General features: G+C 70.4%; 20 protein-coding genes. 13 read left to right on the forward strand and 7 right to left on the reverse strand.

Annotation, left to right across the window (positions count from 1 at the left end):
* Positions 1-165: 165 nt before the first annotated feature.
* From ACVW19_RS21030 to ACVW19_RS21050, 5 genes are all read right to left on the reverse strand, one after another.
* Positions 166-1,251: an acyltransferase gene (locus tag ACVW19_RS21030; protein ID WP_457460860.1), complete on the reverse strand. Its 1,086-nt coding sequence runs from the start codon at positions 1,249-1,251 to the stop codon at positions 166-168.
* Between the two features lie 126 nt (positions 1,252-1,377).
* Positions 1,378-2,733 carry a polysialyltransferase family glycosyltransferase gene (locus tag ACVW19_RS21035; RefSeq protein WP_457460861.1) on the reverse strand — a complete coding sequence of 452 codons (1,356 nt, stop codon included), beginning with the start codon at positions 2,731-2,733 and terminating at the stop codon, positions 1,378-1,380.
* 3 nt (positions 2,734-2,736) lie between these two features.
* On the reverse strand, positions 2,737-3,702 hold the full coding sequence (locus tag ACVW19_RS21040) for a glycosyltransferase family 2 protein (RefSeq protein ID WP_457460862.1): 966 nt from the start codon (positions 3,700-3,702) through the stop codon (positions 2,737-2,739).
* Positions 3,703-4,077: 375 nt separating this feature from the next.
* On the reverse strand, positions 4,078-5,412 hold the full coding sequence (locus tag ACVW19_RS21045; RefSeq protein WP_457460863.1) for an alpha-2,8-polysialyltransferase family protein: 1,335 nt from the start codon (positions 5,410-5,412) through the stop codon (positions 4,078-4,080).
* On the reverse strand, positions 5,409-6,389 hold the full coding sequence (locus tag ACVW19_RS21050; protein WP_457460864.1) for a glycosyltransferase family 2 protein: 981 nt from the start codon (positions 6,387-6,389) through the stop codon (positions 5,409-5,411). The genes ACVW19_RS21045 and ACVW19_RS21050 overlap by 4 nt, the downstream gene beginning before the upstream one ends.
* A gap of 198 nt (positions 6,390-6,587) precedes the next feature.
* On the opposite strand from ACVW19_RS21050, the gene ACVW19_RS21055 reads away from it, so the two are divergent.
* Genes ACVW19_RS21055 through ACVW19_RS21070 form a run of 4 tightly spaced genes read left to right on the forward strand, consistent with a single transcriptional unit; the run spans position 6,588 to position 11,313 of the window.
* Positions 6,588-7,937: a DUF6716 putative glycosyltransferase gene (locus tag ACVW19_RS21055; RefSeq protein ID WP_457460865.1), complete on the forward strand. Its 1,350-nt coding sequence runs from the start codon at positions 6,588-6,590 to the stop codon at positions 7,935-7,937.
* 32 nt (positions 7,938-7,969) lie between these two features.
* Positions 7,970-9,241, forward strand: a complete 1,272-nt coding sequence (locus ACVW19_RS21060) for a cytidylyltransferase domain-containing protein (protein WP_457460866.1) — start codon at positions 7,970-7,972, stop codon at positions 9,239-9,241.
* Between the two features lie 21 nt (positions 9,242-9,262).
* Positions 9,263-10,201, forward strand: a complete 939-nt coding sequence (locus ACVW19_RS21065) for an N-acetylneuraminate synthase family protein (RefSeq protein ID WP_457464706.1) — start codon at positions 9,263-9,265, stop codon at positions 10,199-10,201.
* A 47-nt stretch (positions 10,202-10,248) separates the two neighbouring features.
* Positions 10,249-11,313 (forward strand): hypothetical protein, encoded by a 1,065-nt coding sequence (locus tag ACVW19_RS21070; RefSeq protein ID WP_457460867.1) that lies wholly within the window; start codon positions 10,249-10,251, stop codon positions 11,311-11,313.
* A 94-nt stretch (positions 11,314-11,407) separates the two neighbouring features.
* Here the strand turns inward: ACVW19_RS21070 and ACVW19_RS21075 are convergent, their stop codons facing one another.
* Positions 11,408-12,697 carry a helix-turn-helix transcriptional regulator gene (locus ACVW19_RS21075; protein WP_457460868.1) on the reverse strand — a complete coding sequence of 430 codons (1,290 nt, stop codon included), beginning with the start codon at positions 12,695-12,697 and terminating at the stop codon, positions 11,408-11,410.
* A gap of 170 nt (positions 12,698-12,867) precedes the next feature.
* Between ACVW19_RS21075 and ACVW19_RS21080 the strand changes: the two genes are divergently transcribed.
* Together ACVW19_RS21080 and ACVW19_RS21085 are read left to right on the forward strand one after the other, a co-directional pair.
* Positions 12,868-13,953: an S-(hydroxymethyl)mycothiol dehydrogenase gene (locus ACVW19_RS21080; RefSeq protein WP_457460869.1), complete on the forward strand. Its 1,086-nt coding sequence runs from the start codon at positions 12,868-12,870 to the stop codon at positions 13,951-13,953.
* On the forward strand, positions 13,950-14,579 hold the full coding sequence (locus tag ACVW19_RS21085; RefSeq protein WP_457460870.1) for an MBL fold metallo-hydrolase: 630 nt from the start codon (positions 13,950-13,952) through the stop codon (positions 14,577-14,579). The genes ACVW19_RS21080 and ACVW19_RS21085 overlap by 4 nt, the downstream gene beginning before the upstream one ends.
* Positions 14,580-14,679: 100 nt before the next feature.
* Here the strand turns inward: ACVW19_RS21085 and ACVW19_RS21090 are convergent, their stop codons facing one another.
* Positions 14,680-15,369 carry a class I SAM-dependent DNA methyltransferase gene (locus ACVW19_RS21090; protein WP_457460871.1) on the reverse strand — a complete coding sequence of 230 codons (690 nt, stop codon included), beginning with the start codon at positions 15,367-15,369 and terminating at the stop codon, positions 14,680-14,682.
* A 406-nt stretch (positions 15,370-15,775) separates the two neighbouring features.
* On the opposite strand from ACVW19_RS21090, the gene ACVW19_RS21095 reads away from it, so the two are divergent.
* The 7 genes from ACVW19_RS21095 (at position 15,776) to ACVW19_RS21125 (ending at position 24,265) form a co-directional block, all read left to right on the forward strand.
* A complete protein-coding gene (locus tag ACVW19_RS21095; RefSeq protein ID WP_457464708.1) occupies positions 15,776-17,050 on the forward strand; it encodes a M20 family metallopeptidase in 1,275 nt (424 codons plus the stop codon).
* A 227-nt stretch (positions 17,051-17,277) separates the two neighbouring features.
* Positions 17,278-18,327: a BMP family lipoprotein gene (locus ACVW19_RS21100; protein ID WP_457460872.1), complete on the forward strand. Its 1,050-nt coding sequence runs from the start codon at positions 17,278-17,280 to the stop codon at positions 18,325-18,327.
* Positions 18,328-18,635: 308 nt separating this feature from the next.
* Entirely contained in the window at positions 18,636-19,685 is a 1,050-nt protein-coding gene (locus ACVW19_RS21105) for a BMP family lipoprotein (RefSeq protein WP_457460873.1), read from the forward strand.
* A 206-nt stretch (positions 19,686-19,891) separates the two neighbouring features.
* Positions 19,892-21,460, forward strand: coding sequence for an ABC transporter ATP-binding protein (locus ACVW19_RS21110; RefSeq protein WP_457460874.1), 1,569 nt, complete (start codon positions 19,892-19,894; stop codon positions 21,458-21,460).
* On the forward strand, positions 21,460-22,584 hold the full coding sequence (locus ACVW19_RS21115) for an ABC transporter permease (protein ID WP_457460875.1): 1,125 nt from the start codon (positions 21,460-21,462) through the stop codon (positions 22,582-22,584). Before ACVW19_RS21110 ends, ACVW19_RS21115 begins: the two co-directional genes overlap by 1 nt.
* Complete coding sequence (locus ACVW19_RS21120; protein ID WP_457460876.1) at positions 22,581-23,855, forward strand: ABC transporter permease; 1,275 nt, start codon at positions 22,581-22,583, stop codon at positions 23,853-23,855. Before ACVW19_RS21115 ends, ACVW19_RS21120 begins: the two co-directional genes overlap by 4 nt.
* Entirely contained in the window at positions 23,852-24,265 is a 414-nt protein-coding gene (locus tag ACVW19_RS21125) for a cytidine deaminase (protein WP_457460877.1), read from the forward strand. The genes ACVW19_RS21120 and ACVW19_RS21125 overlap by 4 nt, the downstream gene beginning before the upstream one ends.
* Positions 24,266-24,345: the final 80 nt, after the last annotated feature.

The following is a 24,345-nucleotide window of genomic DNA, read 5'->3' on the forward strand; positions in this document are numbered from 1 at the left end:
CGAAGTCGATCGGCAGGCGAACAAGTGGCGAACTCCGTATGGAGCCCTCACGGGATCCGGGTGCGCCGGAGGCCGGCGGACGCGGGAACGCCGAAGGCCCCGCCCCCGCGAGTCCGGTCGTCTCGGCGGGGTGGGGCCTCTCTGTGCGTACGCGCTCCGGCCGGCTCACCCGAGCAGGCGTCGCAGGTTCAGCCTCCCCCACAGCAGGCTGGTGGCGAACGACAGGGAGACGACGGTGATCAGCAGGCCCACCAGGAGCAGCCCCGCCGCCGGTCCGCTCAGGTCCGGCGACACCAGCGGGGCGACGATCTCCTCGACGAACAGCACATGCACCATGTACGCGCCGAGCGCGGCATTGGCCAGCTTCCGCAGCAGGGGCCGCCGCTTCTCGGGAACCCTGACCCTGCTGATCAGAAGCAGCACGCAGATGCTCATGAGGGCGACGAACAGATGTGCGTTGGGCATCACGTAATGGATCTGCGTGTTGTACCAGAGGGCCCCGACCATGGTGAGCGGCAGCAGGAGGAACAGCGGCCGGCGCGACCGTACGGCGCCGGCCGGGAGGGAGAACAGCAGCGCGCCGCCGACCGCGTACACCAGTGAGTAGGTGCCGAAGCCCCAGGCCGAGGACGGCATGTCGTGATCCGTCACCTCGGCGAGAGTGGTCAGCACGCTGGGGAGGACCGCGATGCCGAGCAGGGCCGCCCCGAGCCCCCAGGGCCGTTTGCCGGCCTTGAGCAGCACCGCGAAGGCGAGCAGCATGATGATCGGGATGTAGGCGTACATGAACCACAGGTGGTAGGCGGGCTGCACGGAGCCGAAGAGGGAGTCCGTGGCCAGCTCGGCCACGGGCCGGTCGTTGCGGTCGCGCAGCCAGGCCCAGACGAGGTAGATCGCCGTCCACACGAAGAGCGGAACGAGGTTGCGGACGATCCGCTGCCACATCCGCGCGCTGTCCCGCGGGGGCGCGCCGACCAGCACGGCCCAGCCGGCGATGGCGAAGTACATGGGAACGGCGAACGGGTTGATCGCCTCCGCCACGTGTCCCGCCCAGTACGATCCGGAGCCGTTCTCCGGATCGTTGCCGGTGGAGCGGATGAACTGGGCGCCCACGTGTCCCAGCATGATGGTGGCGGAACAGATCAGCCGCATCAGGTCGATGTCGAAGCGGTGTTCGCGCGGTGCGGCGGTCTGTCCGGAAGGAGCGCTGCTCTGCTGCTGCGGCAGGAGCACTGCGGTGTCGTTCGGCACCGGGCCACTCTCCGTGTGCCCGGTGTACGGGAGTTGACGAGTGAATGGCTCCACTGTGACCGGTGAGTCTCGGTTGGCGGCCCGGGGCGGGTGAGAGGGCCCGGCCTTCCGGTGGCCGGGGTTGCGTCACCCCTTCCGGACGCCGCGCCGTACCGTCCTGCGCACCACGCGCTTCGCCCGGCTCACTTGGAGCTTGGCGCGCGATCGGGGCTTGCTGCCGGGAAGGCGGAGCTCGGCCAGCCGCGGTTCGGGGAAGTAGTGGCCGGGGCTGCCGGCCAGGTTGCGTCGCAGCCAGTCGGCCGTCGACTCCCGCAGCTGTGGGTACGTCTTGGGCTGCATGCAGAAACCCATCGCGCTCACCAGCGGTGACAACGTCTCGGGGGCCGTGCCGACGAGCGCCGGGTCCTGGTCGCGCTCCAGATCGGGTACCAGATGGTCGACCACGGCCAGGGGCACGCGGTTGCTGTTCGGATAGGGCTTGAGGCGCCCCATCACCAGTCCGGTCCCCACCCGTGCGACGGGCACGTCGTAGTAGGCGGAGGCGGTCACCATCGCCGTCGAGAAACAGCCGACGACGAGTGCGGGACGGCAGTGGTGGTACAGCGTCTCGGCCAGCAGCGGCGCGTCCAGCACGGTGAGCCGGACCCCGGCGTCCGCCGCCGCCTTGCTCAGCGCCGCCGAGTAGCCGGCGGGTGCCGTCGGATGGGGCTTGAAGACCACGGACCGGTGGCCGGCCCGCACGGCCCCGGTGAGCATGCGGACATGGAGGTCCTCCTCCTCCTGCGCGCTCAGGATGTTGATCGCCGCCAGGTACTGGCCGAGCAGCACGGCCGTCGGCGCCTCCTCCAGGACGGGCGCCAACCGCGGGTCGTCCGCCGCGTCCCGGGAGATCTCGTCGAGCACCTCGCGGAACGCCTCGTCCGGGACGACCTCGGGCCCGACGCCGTACTCGGACAGCAGCAGGGGCTTCAGACCGGGGATCAGGTCGAGGTGGAGCAGCCGCCGGATGCGGCGGGCGGTGGTCAGCGGCAGTTTGTCCCGGGTCGGGCCGTAGCTCATGAGGCCGTCGGCGTACACGTGGACGGTGCTCTCGGAGAAGATCGCCGCCAACGCGCGGGCCGGGTTGACCTGGATCGACTCGACGGCGAGTTCGATCAGGTCCCGCTCGCCGATGCCCCACTGCAGACGGAACGCCTTCTGCCACATCACCGTGTCGTTGCCCCGTGGGCCCCAGGCGCTGGGGTGGTGGGGACTGATCGCCTCGTTCCAGCTGACCACCGAGTCGAACCGGCCCGCTATGCGCGCGTAGCCGTGCATCTCGTCGAGCCGCAGGGCGGTCTCCGGTACGGCGGCGTTGTTGGAGACCAGCAGGATGCGCCGGGCCGCGTCGCGCGGTCCGAACAGGCCCGCGTCGAGCGCCGCGGCGAGGGTGGCCGCTCCGTAGAGGGTCGAGACCTGGAAGATCTGGGTCTTGCGGGACATGGGTCAGGCAGCCTTCCGCCCGTCACGCAGGCGGCTGAGCAACCTGCTCCGAGTGCTGTCGATGGTTCTGAGGGTCTCCTCGAGCGCATGCTGGGGCATGCGGTGCAGCGCGGCCCGCGTCTCCCGCCGCAGCCGCTGCGCCGCCGAGGGCTCGTACTCGTTCGCCTTGCCGATGTGGAAGGCGATCATGGCGCAGTAGGTCCGTACGGCCTTGAGGAGGAAACGTTCTGCCTCCGGGTCCTTCTGCAGCTCCCGCAGCAGCGTGTCGTACGACGGGATGAAGTCCAGCTGACGGGAGTCCTTGATCTGGGTGAGCGAGGTCGCCACGCCCCGCCGGTAGAACACGCCGTGCACACCGAGGGACGCGTACGTCCTGGCCTTCAGGTGCAGCTGCCAGATCCACAACCGGTCCTCCGCCGTGCGGAGTTCGGTCGCGAAGCGCATGCCGCCGTCGTCGAAGAGGTGCCGCCGGTAGATCCCCGCCCAGACGAAGGGGTAGTCGACCATGGTCTCCATGTCGGCCGGCGCTATTCCCTCACGCGGATCCATCACGATGTTGCGCGCCGGCGCCGAGGGCCGCCGGATCACCCGCTCGGTGCCGGTGGCCTGGACGTGATCGGTGCGGGCGAAGTCGCAGCCCAGCTCGTCCATGGCACGCACCAGTTCGGCGAGGTGGCCGGGCCCGTACCAGTCGTCACCGTCGAGGAACGTGATGAACTCGCCGTCCGCCGCATCGATACCGCTGTTGCGTGCCTGGGCTATCCCCATGTTCTTCTCGTGTCGGATCACCCTGGCGCGGGGCTGCCGCTCTGCCCACCGGTCGATCACCGAGGAGGTGGAGTCCGTGGAACAGTCGTCCACGAGCAGGAACTCGACATCGGGGCCCGCGTTGTTGGCGAGACTTCGCAGCGTGCTCTCGGCAAACGCTCCCACATTGTGCATGGGGACGACGACGGACAATCTCGGCACGGGGGCCTCTCACGCTCGAAGGATGGAGATGGGGAACAGTCTGTCGACTTTTTCGAAAGGGAAGGTGCCGCCCGAGACGGAGGGGTGAATTCCGCACGCATCAAAGGTGAACTCTTGGCGTCTCACGCTCGACCGAAGGTTTTCCGGAGTTCGTCGATTTTCGGCCGGGACCGGCCTGACGGCCTCCTTCAGCCGTGTCTTGAGCAATTCCGAACAATCCCGCCAGGGGGGTTCGTCACAGGTTCCACCGTTCTCGGACCGGAGGCCGCATGTGCCCCACTGCCACGAGCCGCGGGTGTCTTTCCGGCGGACGGACGATGAACACTTTCCTTCGAACGGCCGACCGGTCCTCGCCGTCCGGCCGCACGTCGTCCTTCACCGCTTGACCGCGCGCCGGACGGCCCGCGCACGCCGCACCACTCTGCGCGCCGTCGCGTTGTGCCGCAGGAACGCCAGGCGCTGCGGAACGCCGCCGGGCAGGCCCAGCGAGGTGAGCCGCCTCTTCTTGAAGTACCGCCGGGTGTCGCCGTCCAGCCGTGTGGACAGGTAACGCTCGGCCTGCGGCCGCAGTTCCCAGAGGATCTTCGGCTGCATCGCGAAGCCGACGGTGCGGACCAGGTCGCCGAGCGCGTCGGTGTCCACGGCCCCGCGCCGCTCGGCGACCGCCGCCGTGTCCGTCGGTGCCGGCAGCAGCGCGTCGACGATGGTGACCGGGATCCGGTTGCTGTTCTCATAGGGCGTCAGCCGGTCCAGCAGGGTGTCCGTGCCGACCCGGGCGACCGGCAGGCCGTACAGGGCGGACGCGGTCAGCAGGGCCGTGGAGAAGCAGCCGACGACCAGGGCCGGGCGCATCCGCTGGTACAGCACCTCGGCGAGGACCGGGGTGTCCACCACCGTGAGGGCGACGCCGAGCCGCTCGGCCTCCTCCTCCAGGGTGCGGGTGAAGCGTGCCGGGGCCGTGGGGTGCGGCTTGAACACCACCCGGCTGTGACCGAGGTGCACCGCGCCCTTCAGCATCCGCACATGCAGGTTCTCCTCCTCCTCGGCGGAGAGGATGTCCAGCGCGGACAGGTACTGGCCCAGCAGGAGCGCGGGCTCCGCCACATCGGGCAACTCGGCTCCGGTGTCGACCAGTTCGGCCAGCACCTTGGTGAACACCGGGGTCGCCACCACCTCCGGCTCCACCCCGAACTCGGTGAGCAGCAGCGGCTCGAGACCCGGCACCAGGTCGAGGTGGAGCAGCCGCTCCACCCGGGTGCCGACCAGCGGGTCGATCTTGTTGCGGGTGGGGCCGTAACTCATCAGACCGTCCGCGTAGACGGTGACGGGCGCGTCGGTGAAGATCTGCGCCACCCCGAGTGCCGGGTTGACCTGGATGGACTCCACGGCGAGCGCCACGTCGTCGTCGCCCAGGTTCCACAGCAGCCGCAGATGGCGCTCCCACAGGGGCACGTCGTCCAGGCGCGGCGCCCAGCCGCCGGGGTGGAACGGGAAGATCGCCTCGTTCCACGACAGCACGTCGTCGAACCGGGGCCGCAGGTGCTCGAACCCGGGCATCTCGTTCACGGCGGGCGTCGTCTCGGGCGTCGTCGCGTTGTTGGAGACCAGCAGGATCCGCCGGCCGGCCGGGGCGAAGCAGCCCGAGTCCAGGGCGGCGGCGAGGGTGGCCGCTCCGTAGAGGGTCGACGCCATGAAGATCTGAGTGGTCATGCGGCGACCTCCGAGGCCGGCGCCGGACGGCGGCGCAGCCGGCGCAGCCGGCCGGCGCGCTCGGTGTCCATCGAGTCGAGTGCGTCGTCGAGCACGTCCTGGGGCATGCGCCGCAGCGCGGCGGTGCCCATGTCCTTCAGTTTCCGGGCCACGGACGGCTCGAACCTTTCGATGGATCCCAGGTGGTGGGAAATGATGGCGCAGTAGGTGCGCACGGCCTTCGGCAGCAGCGTCGCCGCCTCGGAATCCCGCGCGGTCTCCTCGATCACCTGGTCGAACGCGCGAATGAAATCGAGCTGTCGGGCGTCGCCGATCTGGGTCAGTGACGAGGAGACACCGCGCCGGTAGAACACCCCGAGCAGGCTGGTCACCGCGAAGGACTCCGCCTCCCGGTGCAGCTTCCAGATCCAGGGCCGGTCCTCGGCGGTGCGCAGTCCGTCGGTGAAGTGCAGCAGGCCCCGTTCGACGAGCCTGCGGTGGTAGATGCCCGCCCAGGCGTAGGCGTAGTCGACGGAGGTGGTCCGGTGGGCGGGGAGGATCGCGTCGCGCGGACTGAGCGGCACGTTGCGCCGGCCGTGCGGGACGCGGTGCACGGTGCGGGCCCGCGCCGTGCACTGCACATGGTCGGTGCGGACGAAGTCGCAGTCCAGCTTCTCGATCACGGAGACCAACCGGGCGTAGTGGCCCGGCGCCAGCCAGTCGTCGCCGTCCAGGAAGGTCAGGTACTCGCCGCGGGCCCGGTCGATGCCGGTGTTGCGGGCGGTCGCGAGCCCGCCGTTCCGTTCGTGTCCCACCAGCACCGCCCCCGGCAGTTCACGTTCCGCGTGCGCGAGGAGATCCGCGGTCCCGTCGGTCGAGCAGTCGTCGACGAGAATGAATTCGAAGTCGTCCCGCGCGTTGGCGCGCAGACTTCGCAGGGCATCGGGGACGTATGGGAGCACGTTGTAGAACGGCACGATGACGGAGAGCTTGAGCACGTCGGTGACGTTAGGCGGCGGCCCGTCATCCGTCTTTACCCACACCTTGATACGTGATGAACGACGCGTGTCGAAGCAGTGAAGCGAACGTTTTTCCGTACGTCGGGCGGGCCGATTCGTCATTCGGCGATCTTCTGTTCACCATTTGTTGGATTCGGGTTGGGCCGCTACTGGAAATTGCTTCCTAGCGTCTTCGTCGTGCCAGTAAGTGCAACGAAGACCCTGCGAGTCGCCGTCCTCGCGGATTCCGACACCCGGTGGAAATGGGGCGCGCTCACCGCGAACCGCATCGCCCCGGAGGATTCGGACATCCGGCTGGACGGTTATCTCCTGCGGGGCCGTGCGACTCCCACCGCCCGTCAGCTCGAAGAGGTCGGCGTCCAGGCGGACGCCCTCCACGAGGTGACCGCGGTCCAGTTCCTGCACGCCGTGCGGGAGGAGCCGTACGACGTCCTCGTCCTCGCCCTGGTGGGCGGCGGGGTCCAGGCGATGCTGCACGGGCTCGGGCGGGTCTGGGAGGACGGCCCCGCCGGCCGGCCGGAGCGGCCCGTCGTGGTCACCGGATACGTGGGTGTCGTCTACGAGAAGCTCGCCGACGGCCTGCTGCTGCGCCACGGCGCCGACCTCGTCCTCGCCAACTCCCGCCAGGACGCGGACCGTTTCCGCGCCGTGTACGAAGGTGTGGGCGCCGACGCCGGCTCGGTGACCGAGGTCGCGCTGCCCTTCCTCGGCGGCGCCGCCCACACCGGGGAACACGACCCCTCTGCGAAGCAAGGGCGCAGGCCCTACACGGTGGTCTTCGCCGCCCAGCCCTCCGTCCCGGAGAGCCGCAAGGACCGCACCTACCTGCTGAACCGGCTGATCGAGCACGCCCGTCGGCACCCCGAGCGCGAGGTACTGCTCAAGCTGCGCTCCAAGCCGGGCGAGCACACCACGCACATCGAGGAACTGCCGTACCAGAAGCTGGCCCAGCGGTTCGACCCGCCGGCCAACTTCCGCCTGGTGTACGGGCACATGGGCGAGGTGCTGGACCGCACCGATCTGCTGGTCACGATCAGCTCCACGGCCGCCCTGGAGTCCCTGCACCGGCGTATCCCGACCGTCGTCCTCACCGACCTCGGGGTGCGCGAGGCGCTCGGCAACCACCACTTCGTCGGCTCCGGCTGCCTCGCCTCCTGGGACCAGCTCGACGCCGGGCACCGGCCCGTGCCCGACGAGAAGTGGGTGTCCCGGCAGGGCGTCGCGACGGGTGGTTCGTACGCCACCGCCTTCGACGCCGCCCGCGAACGCGTCGCCGAGCTGCTCGACCGTCCCGGCGGCCTGCCGCCGCTGGCCCCGTACTACACGCCCGTCACCGCGCCCGGCTATCTGCCCGGCCTGCTCGCCCGCCACCACCTCGGCCCGGACGGCACCCCGCTGCCCGGCGCCCCCGCCGCCGACAGGGAGCCCGGACCGGTCCGGCAGATCGTGCGCCGCGCGGCGCGCGGTGCCTACCGGCACGGCGTCCAGCGGGTGGCCCCGGTGATCCGTCGGATGGGCGAACTGTGACCGCCTCCCTTCCTGCTCGAGGAGCTGATCCCATGACCGAACCGCAAGCGGGCCGAAGCGGTGCGCCGGAGCGCCGGGTGCTCGCCGTGATCCCCGCGCGCGGCGGCTCCAAGGGCGTGCCCGCGAAGAACCTCGCACCGGTCGGCGGCGTACCCCTGGTGACCCGCGCCGTCCGCGAGTGCCGGGCCGCGCGCCACGTCACGGACGTCGTCGTCTCCACCGACGACCAGGCCATCGCCGCCGCCGCCCGGCAGGCCGGCGCCGAGATCGTGCTGCGCCCCGCCGCCATCGCGGGCGACCTCGCCACCTCCGAGGCCGCCGTCCTGCACGCCATGGACGCCCACGAGGCCCTGCACGGCGCCCCGGTGGACGTCGTCCTGCTCGTCCAGTGCACCAGCCCCTTCCTGGTCCGCGAGGACATCGACGGGGTGGCCGGCGCGGTCGCCGAACAGGGTGCCGACACGGCGGTGACCGTGGCTCCCTTCCACGGCTTCGTCTGGCGGGACGCGACGGACGAGACGCCGACGGACACTCAGGCGGGCGCTCGGTCGGTCGGTGGCAGCGGCGGATTCGGCGTCAACCACGACAAGTCGTTCCGCCCCCGCCGCCAGGACCGCCCCCAGGACCTGCTGGAGACCGGCGCCGCCTACGCGATGGACGCGGCAGGCTTCCGCGAGCACCGGCACCGCTTCTTCGGCCGGACCGAACTCGTCCGCACCGACCCCGCGCGGGTCCTGGAGATCGACGACCCGCACGACCTCGCCCGCGCCCGCGCCCTCGCCCCGCTCTTCGACGCGGAACGGCCCGGCGCCCTCCCGACCGCCGAAGACATCGACGCGGTCGTCCTCGACTTCGACGGCACCCAGACCGACGACAGGGTGCTGATCGACGCCGGCGGACAGGAATTCGTCGCCGTGCACCGCGGCGACGGACTCGGCATCGCAGCCCTGCGCAGGTCGGGCCTGAAGATGCTGATCCTGTCCACGGAACAGAACCCGGTCGTCGCCGCCCGCGCACACAAGCTCAAGCTCCCCGTGCTGCACGGCGTCGACCGCAAGGACCTGGCACTGAAGCAGTGGTGCGAGGAACAGGGCATCGCGCCCGAGCGCGTGCTCTACGTCGGCAACGACGTCAATGACCTCCCGTGCTTCGCCCTCGTGGGCTGGCCCGTGGCGGTCGCGAGCGCCCACGACGTCGTGCGCGGCGCCGCACGCGCGGTCACCACCCTCCCCGGTGGCGACGGCGCCGTCCGGGAGATCGCCGGCTGGATCCTCGGCCCCTCCCTCGATTCCCTCCCCAAGTAAGGAAACACCGTCATGAGCACCGTGAACCCCGGCTCCCGCATCCGCCGCTTCGGTACCCGCGAGGCCGGCCCCGGCCGCCCCGTGTACGTCACCGGTGAGATCGGCATCAACCACAACGGCGACATCGAGAACGCGTTCAAGCTGATCGACGCCGCCGCCGAAGCCGGCTGCGACGCCGTCAAGTTCCAGAAGCGCACGCCCGAGATCTGCACCCCGCGCGACCAGTGGGACATCGAGCGCGACACCCCCTGGGGCCGGATGACGTACATCGACTACCGCCACCGCGTGGAGTTCGGCGAGGAGGAGTACGGCCAGATCGACGCCTACTGCAAGAAGAAGGGCATCGACTGGTTCGCCTCCCCGTGGGACACCGAGGCCGTCGCCTTCCTGGAGAAGTTCGACGTCCCCGCCCACAAGGTCGCCTCGGCCTCCCTCACCGACGACGAGCTGCTGCGCGCCCTGCGCGCCACCGGCCGCACGGTCATCCTCTCCACCGGCATGTCCACCCCGAAGCAGATCCGCCACGCGGTCGAGGTCCTGGGCAGCGAGAACATCCTGCTCTGCCACGCCACCTCCACCTACCCGGCGAAGGCCGAGGAGCTGAACCTGCGGATGATCAACACCCTCCAGCAGGAGTTCCCGAACGTCCCGATCGGCTACTCCGGCCACGAGACCGGCCTGCAGACCACCCTGGCCGCGGTCGCCCTCGGCGCCACCTTCGTCGAGCGCCACATCACCCTGGACCGCGCCATGTGGGGCTCCGACCAGGCCGCGTCCGTCGAGCCGCAGGGCCTGAGCCGCCTCGTCCGCGACATCCGCACCATCGAGGCTTCCCTCGGCGACGGCGTCAAGAAGGTCTACGAGTCCGAGCTGGGCCCGATGAAGAAGCTCCGCCGGGTCCCCGGCGTCGTCGCCGAGGCGGAGATCGCCGCGGCCGCCGGCGAGCCGCTGACCGTCTGACCCTCCCCACCCACCATCCCCTTGACGACGGGAACGGTCGTACGTCGATGAGCCCCCGCGCCGGGAACGCCGGCTCCCACACTCTCGCCTTCGTCGAGAGCCCGGTACAGCTGCTGAACGTGCTGGAGTGGGCGCACGCGCATGCGCCCGGCGCGGGGCTCACCCTCGTGGTGCTGTCCCCCGTCGACCCCATGACCCGCGGCCAGTTGCGCCGCATGTCCGAACTGGCCCGGGAGGAGGGCCACGAGGTCCGCTGGGAGGAGGCGCGCGGCGGACCCGCCGCACCCTTCCAGACCATCGCCGGCCTGGCCGGCCCGCTGCGCCGGGCCGACCGCGTCCTCCTCGGGGACCCCTTCTCCCGGTACGTACAGCTCCTGCTGACGATCACCCGGGCCCGCGACCTCGTCGTCGTCGACGACGGCACGGCGACCATGGAGTTCGTCGGCCAACTCGCGCGCGGCGAAAGCCTGGTGCGCTGGCACCGCAAGGGCGGCCGGCGCGGCCCCCGGGACCTGCTCCTCGCCCCGGTGTCCGGCGTCGCCCGGCGCAGGCTCACCCCGGGCGGCCGACGCCGGGTGGAGGTCTTCTCCTCGATGCCGGTGGCGGACACCCCACCCGGAGTCACCGTCAGCGCCAACGCCTTCGCCTGGACCCGGGCCCGGTTCGGCCCGCCCCGCATCACCAGGACCGCCGACATGGTGGGCACCTCCCTGGTGGAGACCGGCGTGGTGGACGCCGACGCCTACCTGGAGGCCGTCCGCTCCCTCGCCAAGACCCACGGCGCGACCCGCTACTTCGCCCACCGCCGCGAGAGCACCGGGAAACTCCACCGGCTCGCCGTCGAGACGGGCCTGGAGATCGTCCGCCCCGAACTCCCCCTGGAACTGATCGCCCGCCGGGGCCCCATAGGCGGCACCGTCCTCAGCTTCCCGTCGACCGTCGTCCACACCCTCCCCCTCGCCCTGTTCGGCACGGAGGTGCGCATCGCGGTCTGCGACATCGACCCCGCCTGGCTCACCGAGAACGCCTCCCCCCGCGCCCAGGGCTTCCTCTCCGGCGTCACCGGCACCGCCCGCGACGTCCACCGCCTGTCGGCGGTGGCACCGGCGTGAACGGACGCCGGTGACCGCCCACTGGGAGGTGAGCGACGGCGTCCGCCCGCCGACCGCACGGCGACTCTCCGGGAGCCCGGCCGGCCGGCGACGGTCACTGCCCCTCTCGGCCCCCGGCCGCTGAACCCTGCTCGTACCCGTTCAGGGCCAGTGCCGCGGCCTCACCCCGTGAGCTGACCTCGAGTTTCTTCAGCACTCCGGTGACGTGGAACTTGACGGTGCTCTCCGTGATTCCGAGTGCGTCCGCGATGGCCCTGTTCCGCTTGCCCTGCGCAAGAAGGTGCAGGACCTCCCGTTCCCGCGCGTTGAGACTCGACAGCCTGGTCTTCCCTGTTCGAACGGCCGGCGGGTCGAAAGGAAGGGTGATGCCGGCCCGGCTTCCCCAGCCCGGCACGGCGTCGAGGCTGACCGTGGCGCCGAGCGTGCGGGCGCGGCCTTCGAGTTGGCGTGACAGCGCGCGCACGTCCACGCTCCCGGACTCCTGCTCCCGCACGTCGATCCGCAGTGACGTGCCGTCACAGGTCCAGGCGACGCGCAGGCGCGACGGGCCCGGTTGCGCGGTGAAGGCCAGCACCGCGGTCCGTGTCATCGCGCGAGCGGCGTAGGCGACTTCTCCGGGCAGCGGACGCGCCGCCTTGGCCGGCGGCACGAACTCGACGTGCGCTCCGTGATGCTTGAGCAGGTGCCGGATGTCCCTGCGCAGCTTCGTGAACGCGGCCGGGGCCGGTTCCTCGGACAGGGCCAGACCGGACTTCTGAGCGGAGCGCAACGCCACCAGCGCGACGGAGGCGGACTCGGTCGCGGCCACGCGGGCACGGTGATCGTCGAGTGCGGTGGCGCGCAGCGTGTTCAGGATGGCCACCAGCGCACTCTCGTGCGCCGTCGCCATCTCTGTGATGGTGCGGGCCCGCTCACTGGAGGCCGCGCGCGACTCGGCGAGGTAGTCCGGGCTCGCCTGCGCGACCTGCTGGCTGATCGAGGTCGCGACGATCCCGAAGAGGGCCGACAGGGCGGCGGGCCGCGGGAGCCGCTTCCGGGAGCCGCGCGGCACGAGGACGAGCAGCGTGCCGACCGGGTCGCGGACGGCCCAGACGGTGCGGGTGGCCCCGCCGACCGCCGCCGTGGTGCTGAGCGGCCGGCCGGGTTCGACGAGGGCCTTCAGCTGCTCGAGTTCGTCGATCGTGACCTTGTTGACCATTTCGGTCGCGCCGGCGACCTTCCGCGGCCGGCCGGTGCACTCCTTGGTGAAGACGACGAGCGCGGTGTGCGGCCACCGGTCCGACAGGAAGCGGGAGAACCGGCGTGCGATCTCGTGCAGCGGACCCTCGATGACCTCTCGCAGTGCGAGAACATCCGCCTCCGGCGGTTCTTTCGTGTCGAGCATCCCACGCACCATAGCCGGTTCGGCCGCTGACCGAAGGTCGAGGTTCTCCTGGTCCGTCGCACAGGTCGCCCGTCCTTGTTCCGGGGCTAACGTCGTGGTCGTAGAGGGCGTGCGCCGGTGCGCATGCCCTCTGACCGACTGACAACCGACTGACAGAGGAACCAGCTCAGATGCCACAGCAGGTCCGCGGTGTGATCGCCCGTTCCAAGGGAGCTCCGGTCGAGCTCACCGACATCGTGATTCCCGATCCGGGACCGGGTGAGGTCGTCGTCGCGGTCGCCGCGTGCGGCGTGTGCCACACCGATCTGACCTACCGCGAAGGCGGTATCAACGACGACTTCCCGTTCCTCCTCGGACACGAGGCCGCCGGCACCGTGGAGAGTGTCGGCGAAGGTGTCGATTCGGTGCGGCCCGGCGACTTCGTCGTCCTGAACTGGCGTGCCGTGTGCGGGCGGTGCCGGGCCTGTAGGCGCGGGCGTTCCCAGTACTGCTTCGACACGTTCAACGCGAGCCAGAAGATGACTCTGACCGACGGGACGGAACTCACCCCGGCGCTCGGCATCGGTGCTTTCGCGGAGAAGACCCTGGTCCACGCCGGGCAGTGCACCAAGGTGGACCCGTCCGTGGACCCCGCCGTGGCGGGTCTGCTCGGCTGCGGTGTCATGGCCGGCCTGGGCGCCGCCGTCAACACCGGCGGGGTGAGCCGCGGGGACTCGGTGGCAGTCATCGGCTGCGGCGGTGTGGGCGACGCGGCCGTCGCCGGGGCGCGGCTGGCGGGCGCATCGAAGATCATCGCGGTGGACCGGGACGAGAAGAAGCTGACCTGGGCGGTCGACCTGGGCGCCACCCACACGGTCAATGCCGGCGAGACCGACGTCGTCGCCGCGATCGCCGAACTGACGGGCGGCTTCGGCGCCGATGTCGTCATCGACGCGGTCGGCCGCCCCGAGACGTGGAAGCAGGCGTTCTACGCGCGCGACCTCGCGGGCACCGTCGTGCTGGTGGGCGTGCCCACGCCGGAGATGAAGCTCGAACTGCCGCTCCTCGACGTGTTCGGCCGCGGCGGCTCCCTGAAGTCGTCCTGGTACGGCGACTGTCTGCCGGAGCGCGACTTCCCGATGCTCGTCGACCTGCACCTGCAGGGCAGGCTGCCGCTGGAGAAGTTCGTCTCCGAGCGCATCGCACTCGAAGAGGTCGAGAAGGCCTTCCACACCATGCAGGCCGGCGAGGTGCTGCGTTCGGTGGTGGTCCTGTGAGCGGCCTGCGTGTCGAACGCGTGGTCACCTCCGGGGTCTTCGCCCTCGACGGCGGCACGTGGGAGGTCGACAACAACGTCTGGCTCGTCGGCGACGACGACGAGGTGGTGATCGTCGACGCGGCGCACGACGAGCAAGCGATCATCAGGGCGGTGGGAGACCGGAACGTGGTGGCCGTCGTGTGCACGCACGGTCACAACGACCACGTCACCGTCGCGCCGCAGTTGTCCCGTGAACTCCAGGCGCCGATCCTGCTGCACCCCGGCGACCGGGAGTTGTGGGAGATGACCCACCCCGGCCAGGCCTTCGGGCACGCGAGCGACGCGCAACGCGTCGACGTGGCGGGCACGGCACTCGAGGTGATCCACACTCCGGGACACTCTCCCGGGTCCGTCTGCCTGCACCTGCCCGAAGCCAAGGTGCTGTTCACCGGGGACACGCTGTTCTCGGGCGGCCCCGGAGCCACGGGCCGTTCGTTCTCCGACTTCCCCACCATCATCGGGTCCATCCGGGACAGGCTGTTCACGCTGCCGGAAGAAACCCGTGTGCACACCGGACACGGCGACGGCACCACGATCGGCGCGGAGGCACCGTACCTGGCCGAATGGATCGCACGCGGACACTGAACCGGTCCCGGGCCGGGGAACGACCGGCGACAGCGCCTCCGCCTGCTTCCCCGGCCCGCACGCGGGGGTTCGCGCCGCCCGCGTGAAGGCCGGGTCGGCGTCAGCCTCGTGCCGTCTTTGGTCTGCGGGCCAGGAGGAGGGCGCGGGGGCGTTTCTCGTCGGTGGTCGGTTCCCGCAGGGTTTGCGCGGTGAGTTCCAGGCCCGCCTCGGTCAGGTGGGTGATGACCGTGGCGGGGGTGCGCCAGTGGTAGTCCAGGGAGACGGGGTGGCCGAAACGTTCGTCCAGGTGCAGGCCGCCGTCCTCGTCGCCCGACTGGAAGGCGAGCAGGACCGGGGCGCCCGGTGCCAGGACGCGGTGGAACTCGGTGAAGAGGCCGGTGAGGTGGTCGTCGGGGATGTGGATGACCGAGTACAGCGCCACGATGCCGCCCAGCGTCCCGGCCGGCAGGTCCAGCGCGGTCATCGAGCCGACGTGGAACCGCAGACCCGGATGCGCCGCGCGGGCCAGGGTCACCATGCGGGGGGAGAGGTCGACCCCGAAGACCGGCAGGCCGAGCCGGTGCAGCCGCGCGGTCACGTGTCCGGGACCGCTGCCGAGGTCGGCGACCGGCAGCCGGGTGGTCCCCTCGCCCGGCCCGGTGGTCCGGGCGAGGTCCGCGAAGGCCGTGAGCAGGGCGCGTTCCAGGGGCAGATCGGCCAGCCCGTCGGCGAACCGGTCGGTGTACTCGTCGGCGATGGCGTCGTACGAGACGCGGGTGGCGTGGAGGAACTCCGGCGGGTCGGCACGCATGGCCCCGCACCCTATCGGCGGAACCCGGGGCCACGGAGACGCTTTCACCCGTACGCGTGGACGACGGCGTGGCGCGGGTGCCGTGTCCGTCACCTGAACCGGTCGGCGTGCCTCGGGTGATGCGTGGTACACCGTGGTACACCGAGGAGAGGTGCAGTGCGGTGAAACGGGTGCCGGAGAACGGCGGAACGGCGACGGAAGCACAGCGGAACGGCCGTTGTGACCGATATCACGTGCCGACGGGCCGGGTGGCCTCACACTCCGCGCAAGAGCGACGAGTTTACCCATCCCGATGTACGGCTATGCACGGGACCGCCAGTTTTTCTTCCCCTGACGGGCTGATTTTTCTTGATCGGGGAGCAGCGGACCGTCCCGGCGTCCTACCCTTCAAAGGGTGAAGCAACAGATGTCACTGGAGTCCGAGGTCGATCTGCCCGGAGGGGCGGTGCTTCCGGGCGCCCTCCCCGAGATGCTGCGCACCGAGCTCATCGCGTTCCGGCGCGACCTGCACATGCACCCCGAGCTCGGCAACCAGGAGTTCCGCACCACCGCGGCGATCAAGGAGCGGCTGGAGCGGGCCGGCCTCGCGCCCCGTGTACTTTCCAGCGGGACCGGGGTCATCTGTGACATCGGGGTGACGGACGGCACCGGCATCGCGGCCGTGCCCATGGACATCGGCACGGACACGGACATCGGCACGGACACGGGCATACTCGCCATGCGCGCCGACATCGACGGCCTGCCCATCCCCGACATGAAGACCGGGTGCCCGTACCGCTCCACCGTGCCCGACCGCGCGCACGCCTGCGGCCACGACGTGCACACCACCGTGGTGCTGGGCACCGGGCTCGTCCTCGCCGAACTGCACCGCCAGGGCCTGCTGCCCCGGCCGGTGCGGCTGATCTTCCAGCCCGCGGAGGAGGTGCTGCCCGGCGGCGCCGCCGAGGCCATCGTGGACGGCGCGCTCGACGGGGTCGGGCGGATCATCGCCGTGCACTGCGACCCCCGGGTCGACGCCGGGCGGATCGGGCTGCGCCCGGGCCCCATCACCTCCGCCTGCGACCGTCTGGAGATCGCCCTCGACGGCCCCGGCGGCCACACCGCCCGGCCGCATCTGACCACCGACCTGGTCACCGCCGCCGCCCGGGTCGTCACCGACGTGCCCGCCTTGGTGGGCCGGCGGGTCGACAGCCGCAGCGGGCTCGCCGTCACCTGGGGCAGGATCGAGTCGGGCCACGCGCCCAACGTCATCCCGCAGCACGCCGAACTCTCCGGTACCGTGCGCTGCCTCGACCTGGACACCTGGCGGCTGGCCCCCGACCTCGTGGTCGCCGCGATCGACGAGGTGGCCAACCTGCACGGCGCCAAGTCGGAGATCAACTACGTGCGCGGGGTCCCGCCGGTGGTCAACGAGGCCGGCGTCACCGAGCTCCTGCGGGACGCCATGATCGCCCGGCGCGGCTCGGATTCCGTGGAGAGCACCGAACAGAGCCTCGGCGGCGAGGACTTCTCCTGGTACCTGGAGCGGGTCCCCGGCGCCATGGCCCGTCTCGGGGTCCGCCCTCCGGGCGAGCGCACCGTGCGCGATCTGCACCAGGGCGACTTCGACGTCGACGAGCACGCCATCACCGTCGGCGTCGAACTCTTCACCGCCGCCGCCCTGCTGGACGCGCTGCGGTAACTGCCCCTGGTTTCGATCCACTTGAGCTCCCCCCTGTATTCCCCTTGCGCTCCCCTTGCACTCCGCTCGCGCGTGCGCCGGGGGAGGGGCGGAGTGGTGCGCGTGTCGCCTTGGCGGCACGAATGGATAACAGCCCTGTGGTACCCCGTTCCCAGGAGTGTCTACGCGCGTTAATCTGCGCCGGATCGAGCACCCGATGCGGGGCTTTGCGGAATGGGGAACTTCAGATGCGTCGGATATCCAGACTGACTCGCGTCGCGGTGGGCGTCGCGTCGCTCGCACTCGCCGCCACGGCCTGCGGCGGCACCAGCAGTGACAGTGGCGACAAGAGCGACACCAAGGAAGACCTCGGTCTCGCCATCGCCTACGACATCGGCGGCAAGGGCGACCAGTCCTTCAACGACGCCGCGTACGCGGGCCTGGAGAAGGCGGAGAAGCAGTTCGGCTACAAGACCGCCGACATCGAGCCCACCGAGGGCGAGACCGACGCGGACAAGGAGCAGCGCCTGTCCACGCTCGCCAGGCAGGGCTACAACCCCGTCATCGGCGTCGGCTTCGCCTACGGGCCGGCGATGGAAGCCGTGGCCGCGAAGTACCCGGACACCACCTTCGGCATCGTCGACTACGTGGTCGAGGGCAAGAACGTCGCCTCCCTCGTCTTCGCCGAGGAGCAGGCCTCCTACCTGGCCGGTGTCGCCGCCGCCAAGGCCACCAAGACGAAGACGGTCGGCTTCGTGGGCGGCGTGGACATCCCGCTGATCCACAAGTTCCGGGCCGGCTTCGAGCAGGGTGTCAAGGACACCGACCCGAAGGTCAAGGTCATCTCGCAGTTCCTCACACAGACCGCGGAGGAGGGCGGCTTCTCCAGCCCGGACAAGGGCAAGGCCGCCGCCGAGGGCCAGATCGAGAAGAAGGCCGACGTCGTCTACCAGGCGGCCGGTCTCTCCGGGCAGGGCGTGATCGAGGCCGCCGCCAAGGCGAAGGTCTGGGCGATCGGCGTCGACTCCGACCAGTACCAGCAGGAAGCCCTCGCCGGCTACAAGGACTTCATCCTCACCTCCGCCACCAAGGAGGTCGGCGGTTCGGTGTACGCCCTCGCCAAGTCCGTCGAGGACGGCAAGCCGCTGACCGGCGCCCAGGTCTTCGACCTGAAGGCGGACGGCGTCGGCCTCTCCGAGAGCAACCCGAAGATGGCCGAGATCAAGGGCCTGACGGACGCCGTGGCCAAGGCCAAGGAAGGCATCGTCGACGGCTCCATCAAGGTCAAGTCGGAGTAGTCGGAGCAGTCGGCGGGAGCCGGTGACACCGGCCGGCCGTACGAGAGAGCCGGCCGTCACGTCGAGCACAGGGGCGGGCACCCGAGCGGGTGCCCGCCCCTGTGCGTCAACTCCCGCGCCCCGCACGGCCACCCTCCGTTCGCGATCGGCAACGTTGTGAAATGGTGGGAACGCCGGGGAAGTGGGATTGGCCACGGGCCTGTAACAAGGTGGACAGAAGGGTTTTCCCGGGAGGTCTACGCGCGTTAATCTGCGGCGAGCAGCGCCGTAGCCGAATCATCCGGCGCTTGTACGAAGGAGCACCACACATGCGCCGGTTTTCCCGGATCACGGTCGCAGGCGCAGCGACCGCCTCTCTGGCCCTCACGCTCTCCGCCTGCGGCGGTACCTCGACCTCTTCCGGTTCGTCGGAATCCAAGGGCGACAAGGGCATCGCCATCGCGTACGACGTCGGCGGCCGGGGTGACCAGTCCTTCAACGACGCCGCGTACGCGGGTCTGGAGCAGGCGAAGAAGCAGTTCGGCTACAAGACCACCGACGTCGAGCCCACCGACGGCGAGACCGACGCGGACAAGGCGCAGCGGCTGGCCTCGCTGGCCAAGCAGGGGTACGACCCGGTCGTCGGTGTCGGCTACCTCTACGCCTCCGCGGTGAAGCAGGTCGCGGAGAAGTACCCGGACACCACCTTCGGCATCGTGGACGACGCCACGGTCGAGGCCGACAACGTGGCCGACCTGGTCTTCGCCGAGGAGGAGGTCTCCTACCTGGCCGGTGTCGCCGCCGCCGAGACCACCAAGACCGATGTCGTGGGCTTCGTGGGCGGCGTGGACATCCCGCTGATCCACAAGTTCCGGGCCGGCTTCGAGCAGGGCGTCAAGGACACGAACCCGGACGTCAAGGTCATCTCGCAGTTCCTCACGCAGACCGCCGAGGAGGGCGGCTTCTCCAGCCCGGACAAGGGCAAGGCCGCCGCCGAGGGCCAGATCGAGAAGAAGGCCGACGTCGTCTACGTGGCGGCCGGTCTGTCCGGTCAGGGTGTCATCGAGGCCGCCGCCACCAACAAGGTGTGGGCGATCGGTGTGGACTCCGACCAGTACAAGCAGGGAGCCCTGGCCAAGTACAAGGACTGGATCCTCACCTCGGCGATGAAGGACGTCGCCAAGTCCGTGTACAAGCTGGCCCAGTCGGTCGAGGACCGCAGTCCCCGGACCGGTATCCTCAGGGGCGATCTGAAGGCGGGTGAGGTGAGCCTGTCGAACTCGAACCCGAAGTTCGCGGACAACGCCAAGCTCCAGGACGTCATCGAGACGGCCAAGAAGAAGATCATCAGCGGCGAGATCAAGGTCAAGTCGAGCTGAGCCCGCAAGTCCTGAGCAATGTGTAACCCACGGGGTTGCGACCGCTCGACGGGGTGCGGGGAGTGAACTCCCCGCACCCCGTCGGTTCGGTGTGCCGCCCCCTTTGATGCCGTCGGGGCGCTACGCGCGTAGACGACCCCCGTCCCCAGGAGTGCGCCATCAACGCGTCCAGCAGCCCTCCGGCCGGAGCCGCGGTCAACGAATCGGTGACCGCCGTCGAGCTCGCCGGGATCACGAAGCGTTTCCCGGGCGTCGTGGCCAACCATGACATCCACCTCACGGTCCGCAAAGGCACCGTGCACGCCCTCGTCGGTGAGAACGGGGCCGGCAAGTCGACGCTGATGAAGATCCTCTACGGCATGCAGAAGCCGGACGAGGGCACCATCGCGATCCACGGCGAGAAGGTCGCGTTCTCCTCGCCGGCCGACGCCATCGCCCGCGGCATCGGCATGGTCCACCAGCACTTCATGCTCGCCGACAACCTCACGGTCCTCGAGAACGTGGTGCTCGGCAGCGAGAAGCTGTACGGCATCGGTGCGAAGGCCCGGCGCAGGATCAAGGAGATCTCCGACCGCTACGGCCTCGGCGTACGCCCCGACCTGCTGGTCGAGGAGCTCGGTGTCGCCGCCCGCCAGCGCGTGGAGATCCTCAAGGTCCTCTACCGCGGCGCCACCACGCTGATCCTCGACGAGCCCACCGCCGTCCTCGTCCCGCAGGAGGTCGACGCGCTCTTCGACAACCTGCGCGAGCTCAAGGCGGAGGGCCTGTCGGTCATCTTCATCTCCCACAAGCTGGGCGAAGTCCTCTCCGTGGCCGACGACATCACCGTCATCCGCCGCGGCACCACCGTCGGCACCGCCGTACCCGCCGAGACCACCCCGCGCGAGCTCGCCGAGATGATGGTCGGCAGCGAACTGCCCACGCCTCAGACCGCCGAGTCCACGGTCACCGACCGCGCGGTGCTCACCGTCGACAAGCTGCGCCTGACGGCCCCCGGCGGCAAGGCCCTGCTCGACGACATCAGCTTCACCATCCACGAGGGCGAGATCCTCGGCATCGCCGGCGTCGAGGGCAACGGCCAGACCGAACTGGTCGACGCGCTCATCGGCCTGCGGACCGCCGAGTCCGGCGTCATCCGGCTGGCCGACGAGGAGATCACCGCCTGGCCCACCCGCCGGCGGCGCGAAGAGGGCATCGGCTACATCCCCGAGGACCGGCACCGCCACGGGCTGCTCCTCGAATCCCCCCTCTGGGAGAACCGTATCCTCGGCCACGTCACGGAGAAGCCCAACGCCAAGGGCGTCTGGCTGGACCTGAAGGCCGCCCAGAAGGACACCCGCCGCATCGTCGAGAAGTACGACGTCCGCACCCCCGGCATCGACGTCACCGCCGCCTCCCTCTCCGGCGGCAACCAGCAGAAGCTGATCATCGGCCGCGAGATGAGCCACCGGCCCCGCTTCCTGATCGCCTCCCACCCCACCCGCGGTGTGGACGTCGGCGCGCAGGCCGCGATCTGGGACCACATCCGGGAAGCGCGCCGCGAGGGCCTCGCCGTTCTCCTGATCTCCGCCGACCTGGACGAGCTGATCGGTCTGTCCGACACCCTCCGGGTGATCTACGACGGCAAGCTGGTCGCGGACGCCGACCCCACGACCATCACCCCGGAGGAGCTCGGCACCGCCATGACGGGTGCGACCACCGGACACCTCGAACACGAAGAGACCCCCGAGACCCGGGCCGACGCCCCCGAGTCTCCGGAAGGCGAGGCCCGCTGATGAAGAAGTTCGACAAGGAGCGCGTGCTCCTCGCGGTGGCCGGCCCGGTCATCGCGCTCGCCGTGGCCTTCGTGCTCAGCGCGATCGTGCTGCTCGCCTCGGGCAAGAGCCCGGTCGAGCCGTTCGCCCTGATGTTCGAGCAGGCGACGTTCTCCGACATCCAGGTGCTGATCATCAACCAGGCCTCGATGTACTACATCGCGGCCCTCGCGGTGGCCATCGGCTTCCGGATGAACCTCTTCAACATCGGTGTCGACGGCCAGTACCAGCTCGCCGCCATGATGGCCGCCATCGTCGGCGCCCACGCCGCCCTGCCGGCCGCCCTGCAGATCCCGCTGCTGCTGCTCACCGCCGTCCTCACCGGCGCCTTCTGGGCCGGCATCGCCGGTGTCCTCAAGGTCACCCGCGGGGTCAGCGAGGTCGTCGCCACGATCATGCTCAACGCGATCGCGACCTCCGTGATCGGCTATCTGTGGCTGCCGACCGTCTTCGGCGTCAAGGTCGGCAACAACAACACCACCGGCGTGATGCACGAGTCCGGCTGGGTCCCCGGCATCGACATGGGCGAGGCAGGCGAGATCTACGGCCTGGTCGTCCTCGCCGCGCTGCTCGGCATCGGCTACTGGGTCGTCCTCAACCGCACCCGCTTCGGCTTCGACCTGCGCGCCTCCGGCGCCTCGCAGACCGCCGCCGCGGCCAGCGGGGTCAGCCCCAAGCGCATGGTGCTCAGCGCCATGCTGATCTCCGGCGGTATCGCGGGCCTCGCGGGCCTGCCCATCCTGCTCGGCGACACCCACACCTACAGCCTGAACTTCCCGACCGGCATCGGCTTCCTCGGCATCGGCATCGCCCTGCTCGGCCGCAACAGCCCGGTCGGCATCGCCTTCGCCGCCCTGCTGTGGGCCTGGCTCGACAAGGCCTCGCCCGAGCTGGACTTCCACGGCTACGACAAGGAGATCGCGGTCATCATGCAGGGCCTGATCGTGCTCTCGGTCGTCGTCTCCTACGAGGCCGTCCGCGAGTGGGGCCTGCGCCGCCAGCAGCGCCGGGTCGGCGCGGAACTCGCCGCGGGTCACGTCCTCGGCGCCGTCAACAACTCCACGAAGGAGGTGGCCGGCCGATGACCGCCCCGACCACAGCGACCGACGTCAACCAGCCCTCGCTGCAGCCCGCGGCGCCCACCGGCCGCCGCATGTCGTGGCCCGTGCTGCTGCTGGTCATCGCCGGAGCCCTGGCCCTGGTCTCGTTCGTCCGCCTCGTCACCGGGGCGGACGGCATCACCAACGTCAGCCAGATGTCCACTGCCCTCCAGTTGGCCGTGCCCATCGGTCTCGCCGGCCTCGGCGGTCTGTGGGCCGAGCGCGCGGGCGTCGTCAACATCGGTCTCGAGGGCATGATGATCCTCGGCACCTGGTTCGGCGCCTGGGCCGGATTCCAGTGGGGCCCGTGGACCGGCGTCCTCGTCGGCCTCATCGGCGGCGCCCTCGGCGGCCTGCTGCACGCCTTCGTCACCGTCACCTTCAACGTCAACCACATCGTCTCCGGTGTGGCCATCAACATCCTCGCCCTCGGCGCCACCCGCTACCTCGCCCCGCTGGCCTTCGAGGGCCACCAGGGCGGCTCCGCCAAGCAGTCCCCGGCGATCGAGTCGCTCGGCCACTTCACCGTGCCGGGGCTGTCCGACGGACTGCGCGACCTCAACGAGAAGGGCTGGTTCTTCGTCTCCGACATCGCCGGCCTGCTCGGCGGACTGGTCACCAACGTCTCCTGGCTGACCCTCATCGCCATCGCGCTCATCCCCGCGACCTGGTGGATCCTCTGGCGCACCGCCTTCGGCCTGCGGCTGCGCTCCTGCGGCGAGAACCCGGTCGCCGCCGAGTCCCTCGGCGTCAACGTCTACAAGTACAAGTACATCGCCGTGATCATCTCCGGTGCCCTGGCCGGCCTCGGCGGTGTCTTCCTGTCCATCGTCGCCAACCCCTTCTACCTGGAGGGCCAGGTCAGCGGGCGCGGCTACATCGGCCTCGCCGCGATGATCTTCGGCAACTGGATGCCGGGCGGCCTCGCCATCGGCGCCGGCCTCTTCGGCTACACCGACAGCCTCAACCTGCGCGGCGGCTCCGCCAACGTGCACGCGCTGCTGCTGCTCGGCGCGCTGCTGCTGGTCATCGGCGCGATCTGGCTGGTGGTCCGCAAGAAGTACGTGCACGCGCTCGTCACCCTGGTCGTCGGCGCCCTCGTCTACGCCTGGTACGCCGGCACCAACGAGGTCCCCAACCAGGTCGTCTCCGCCACGCCGTACGTCATCACCCTGGTCGTCCTCGCGCTGTCCGCACAGCGGCTGCGCATGCCGAAGGCGGACGGACTGCCCTACCGGAAGGGGCAAGGCGGATGACCCCGCCCGGGGCCACCACGGCCGGCGTCGACTGGGAGGCGCTGCGCGCGGTCGCGCGCGAGGCCATGACCCACGCGTACGTCCCCTACTCGGGCTACCCGGTCGGTGCCGCCGCCCTGGTCGACGACGGACGCACGGTCTCCGGCTGCAACGTCGAGAACGCCAGCTACGGGCTCGGCCTGTGCGCCGAGTGCGGGCTGGTCTCGGAGCTGCACCGCACCGGAGGCGGCCGGCTCACGCACTTCACCTGCGTGGACGGCAGCGGCGAGATCCTCGTCCCGTGCGGCCGGTGCCGGCAACTGCTGTACGAGTTCGGCGGCCCCGAGCTGCTGCTGGAGACCCCGGCGGGCATCCTGCCGCTGTCCAGGATGCTGCCCCAGGCCTTCGGCCCGCAGCACCTCGCCAAGTAACTCCCCTGCGGCCCCTCCGATCGACTGCCACAACCGTCGGCCGGAGGGGCCGCGCCGCACTCTTCGCACTCCGGAAGGAA

The organism is Streptomyces sp. TE5632, from assembly GCF_054061295.1.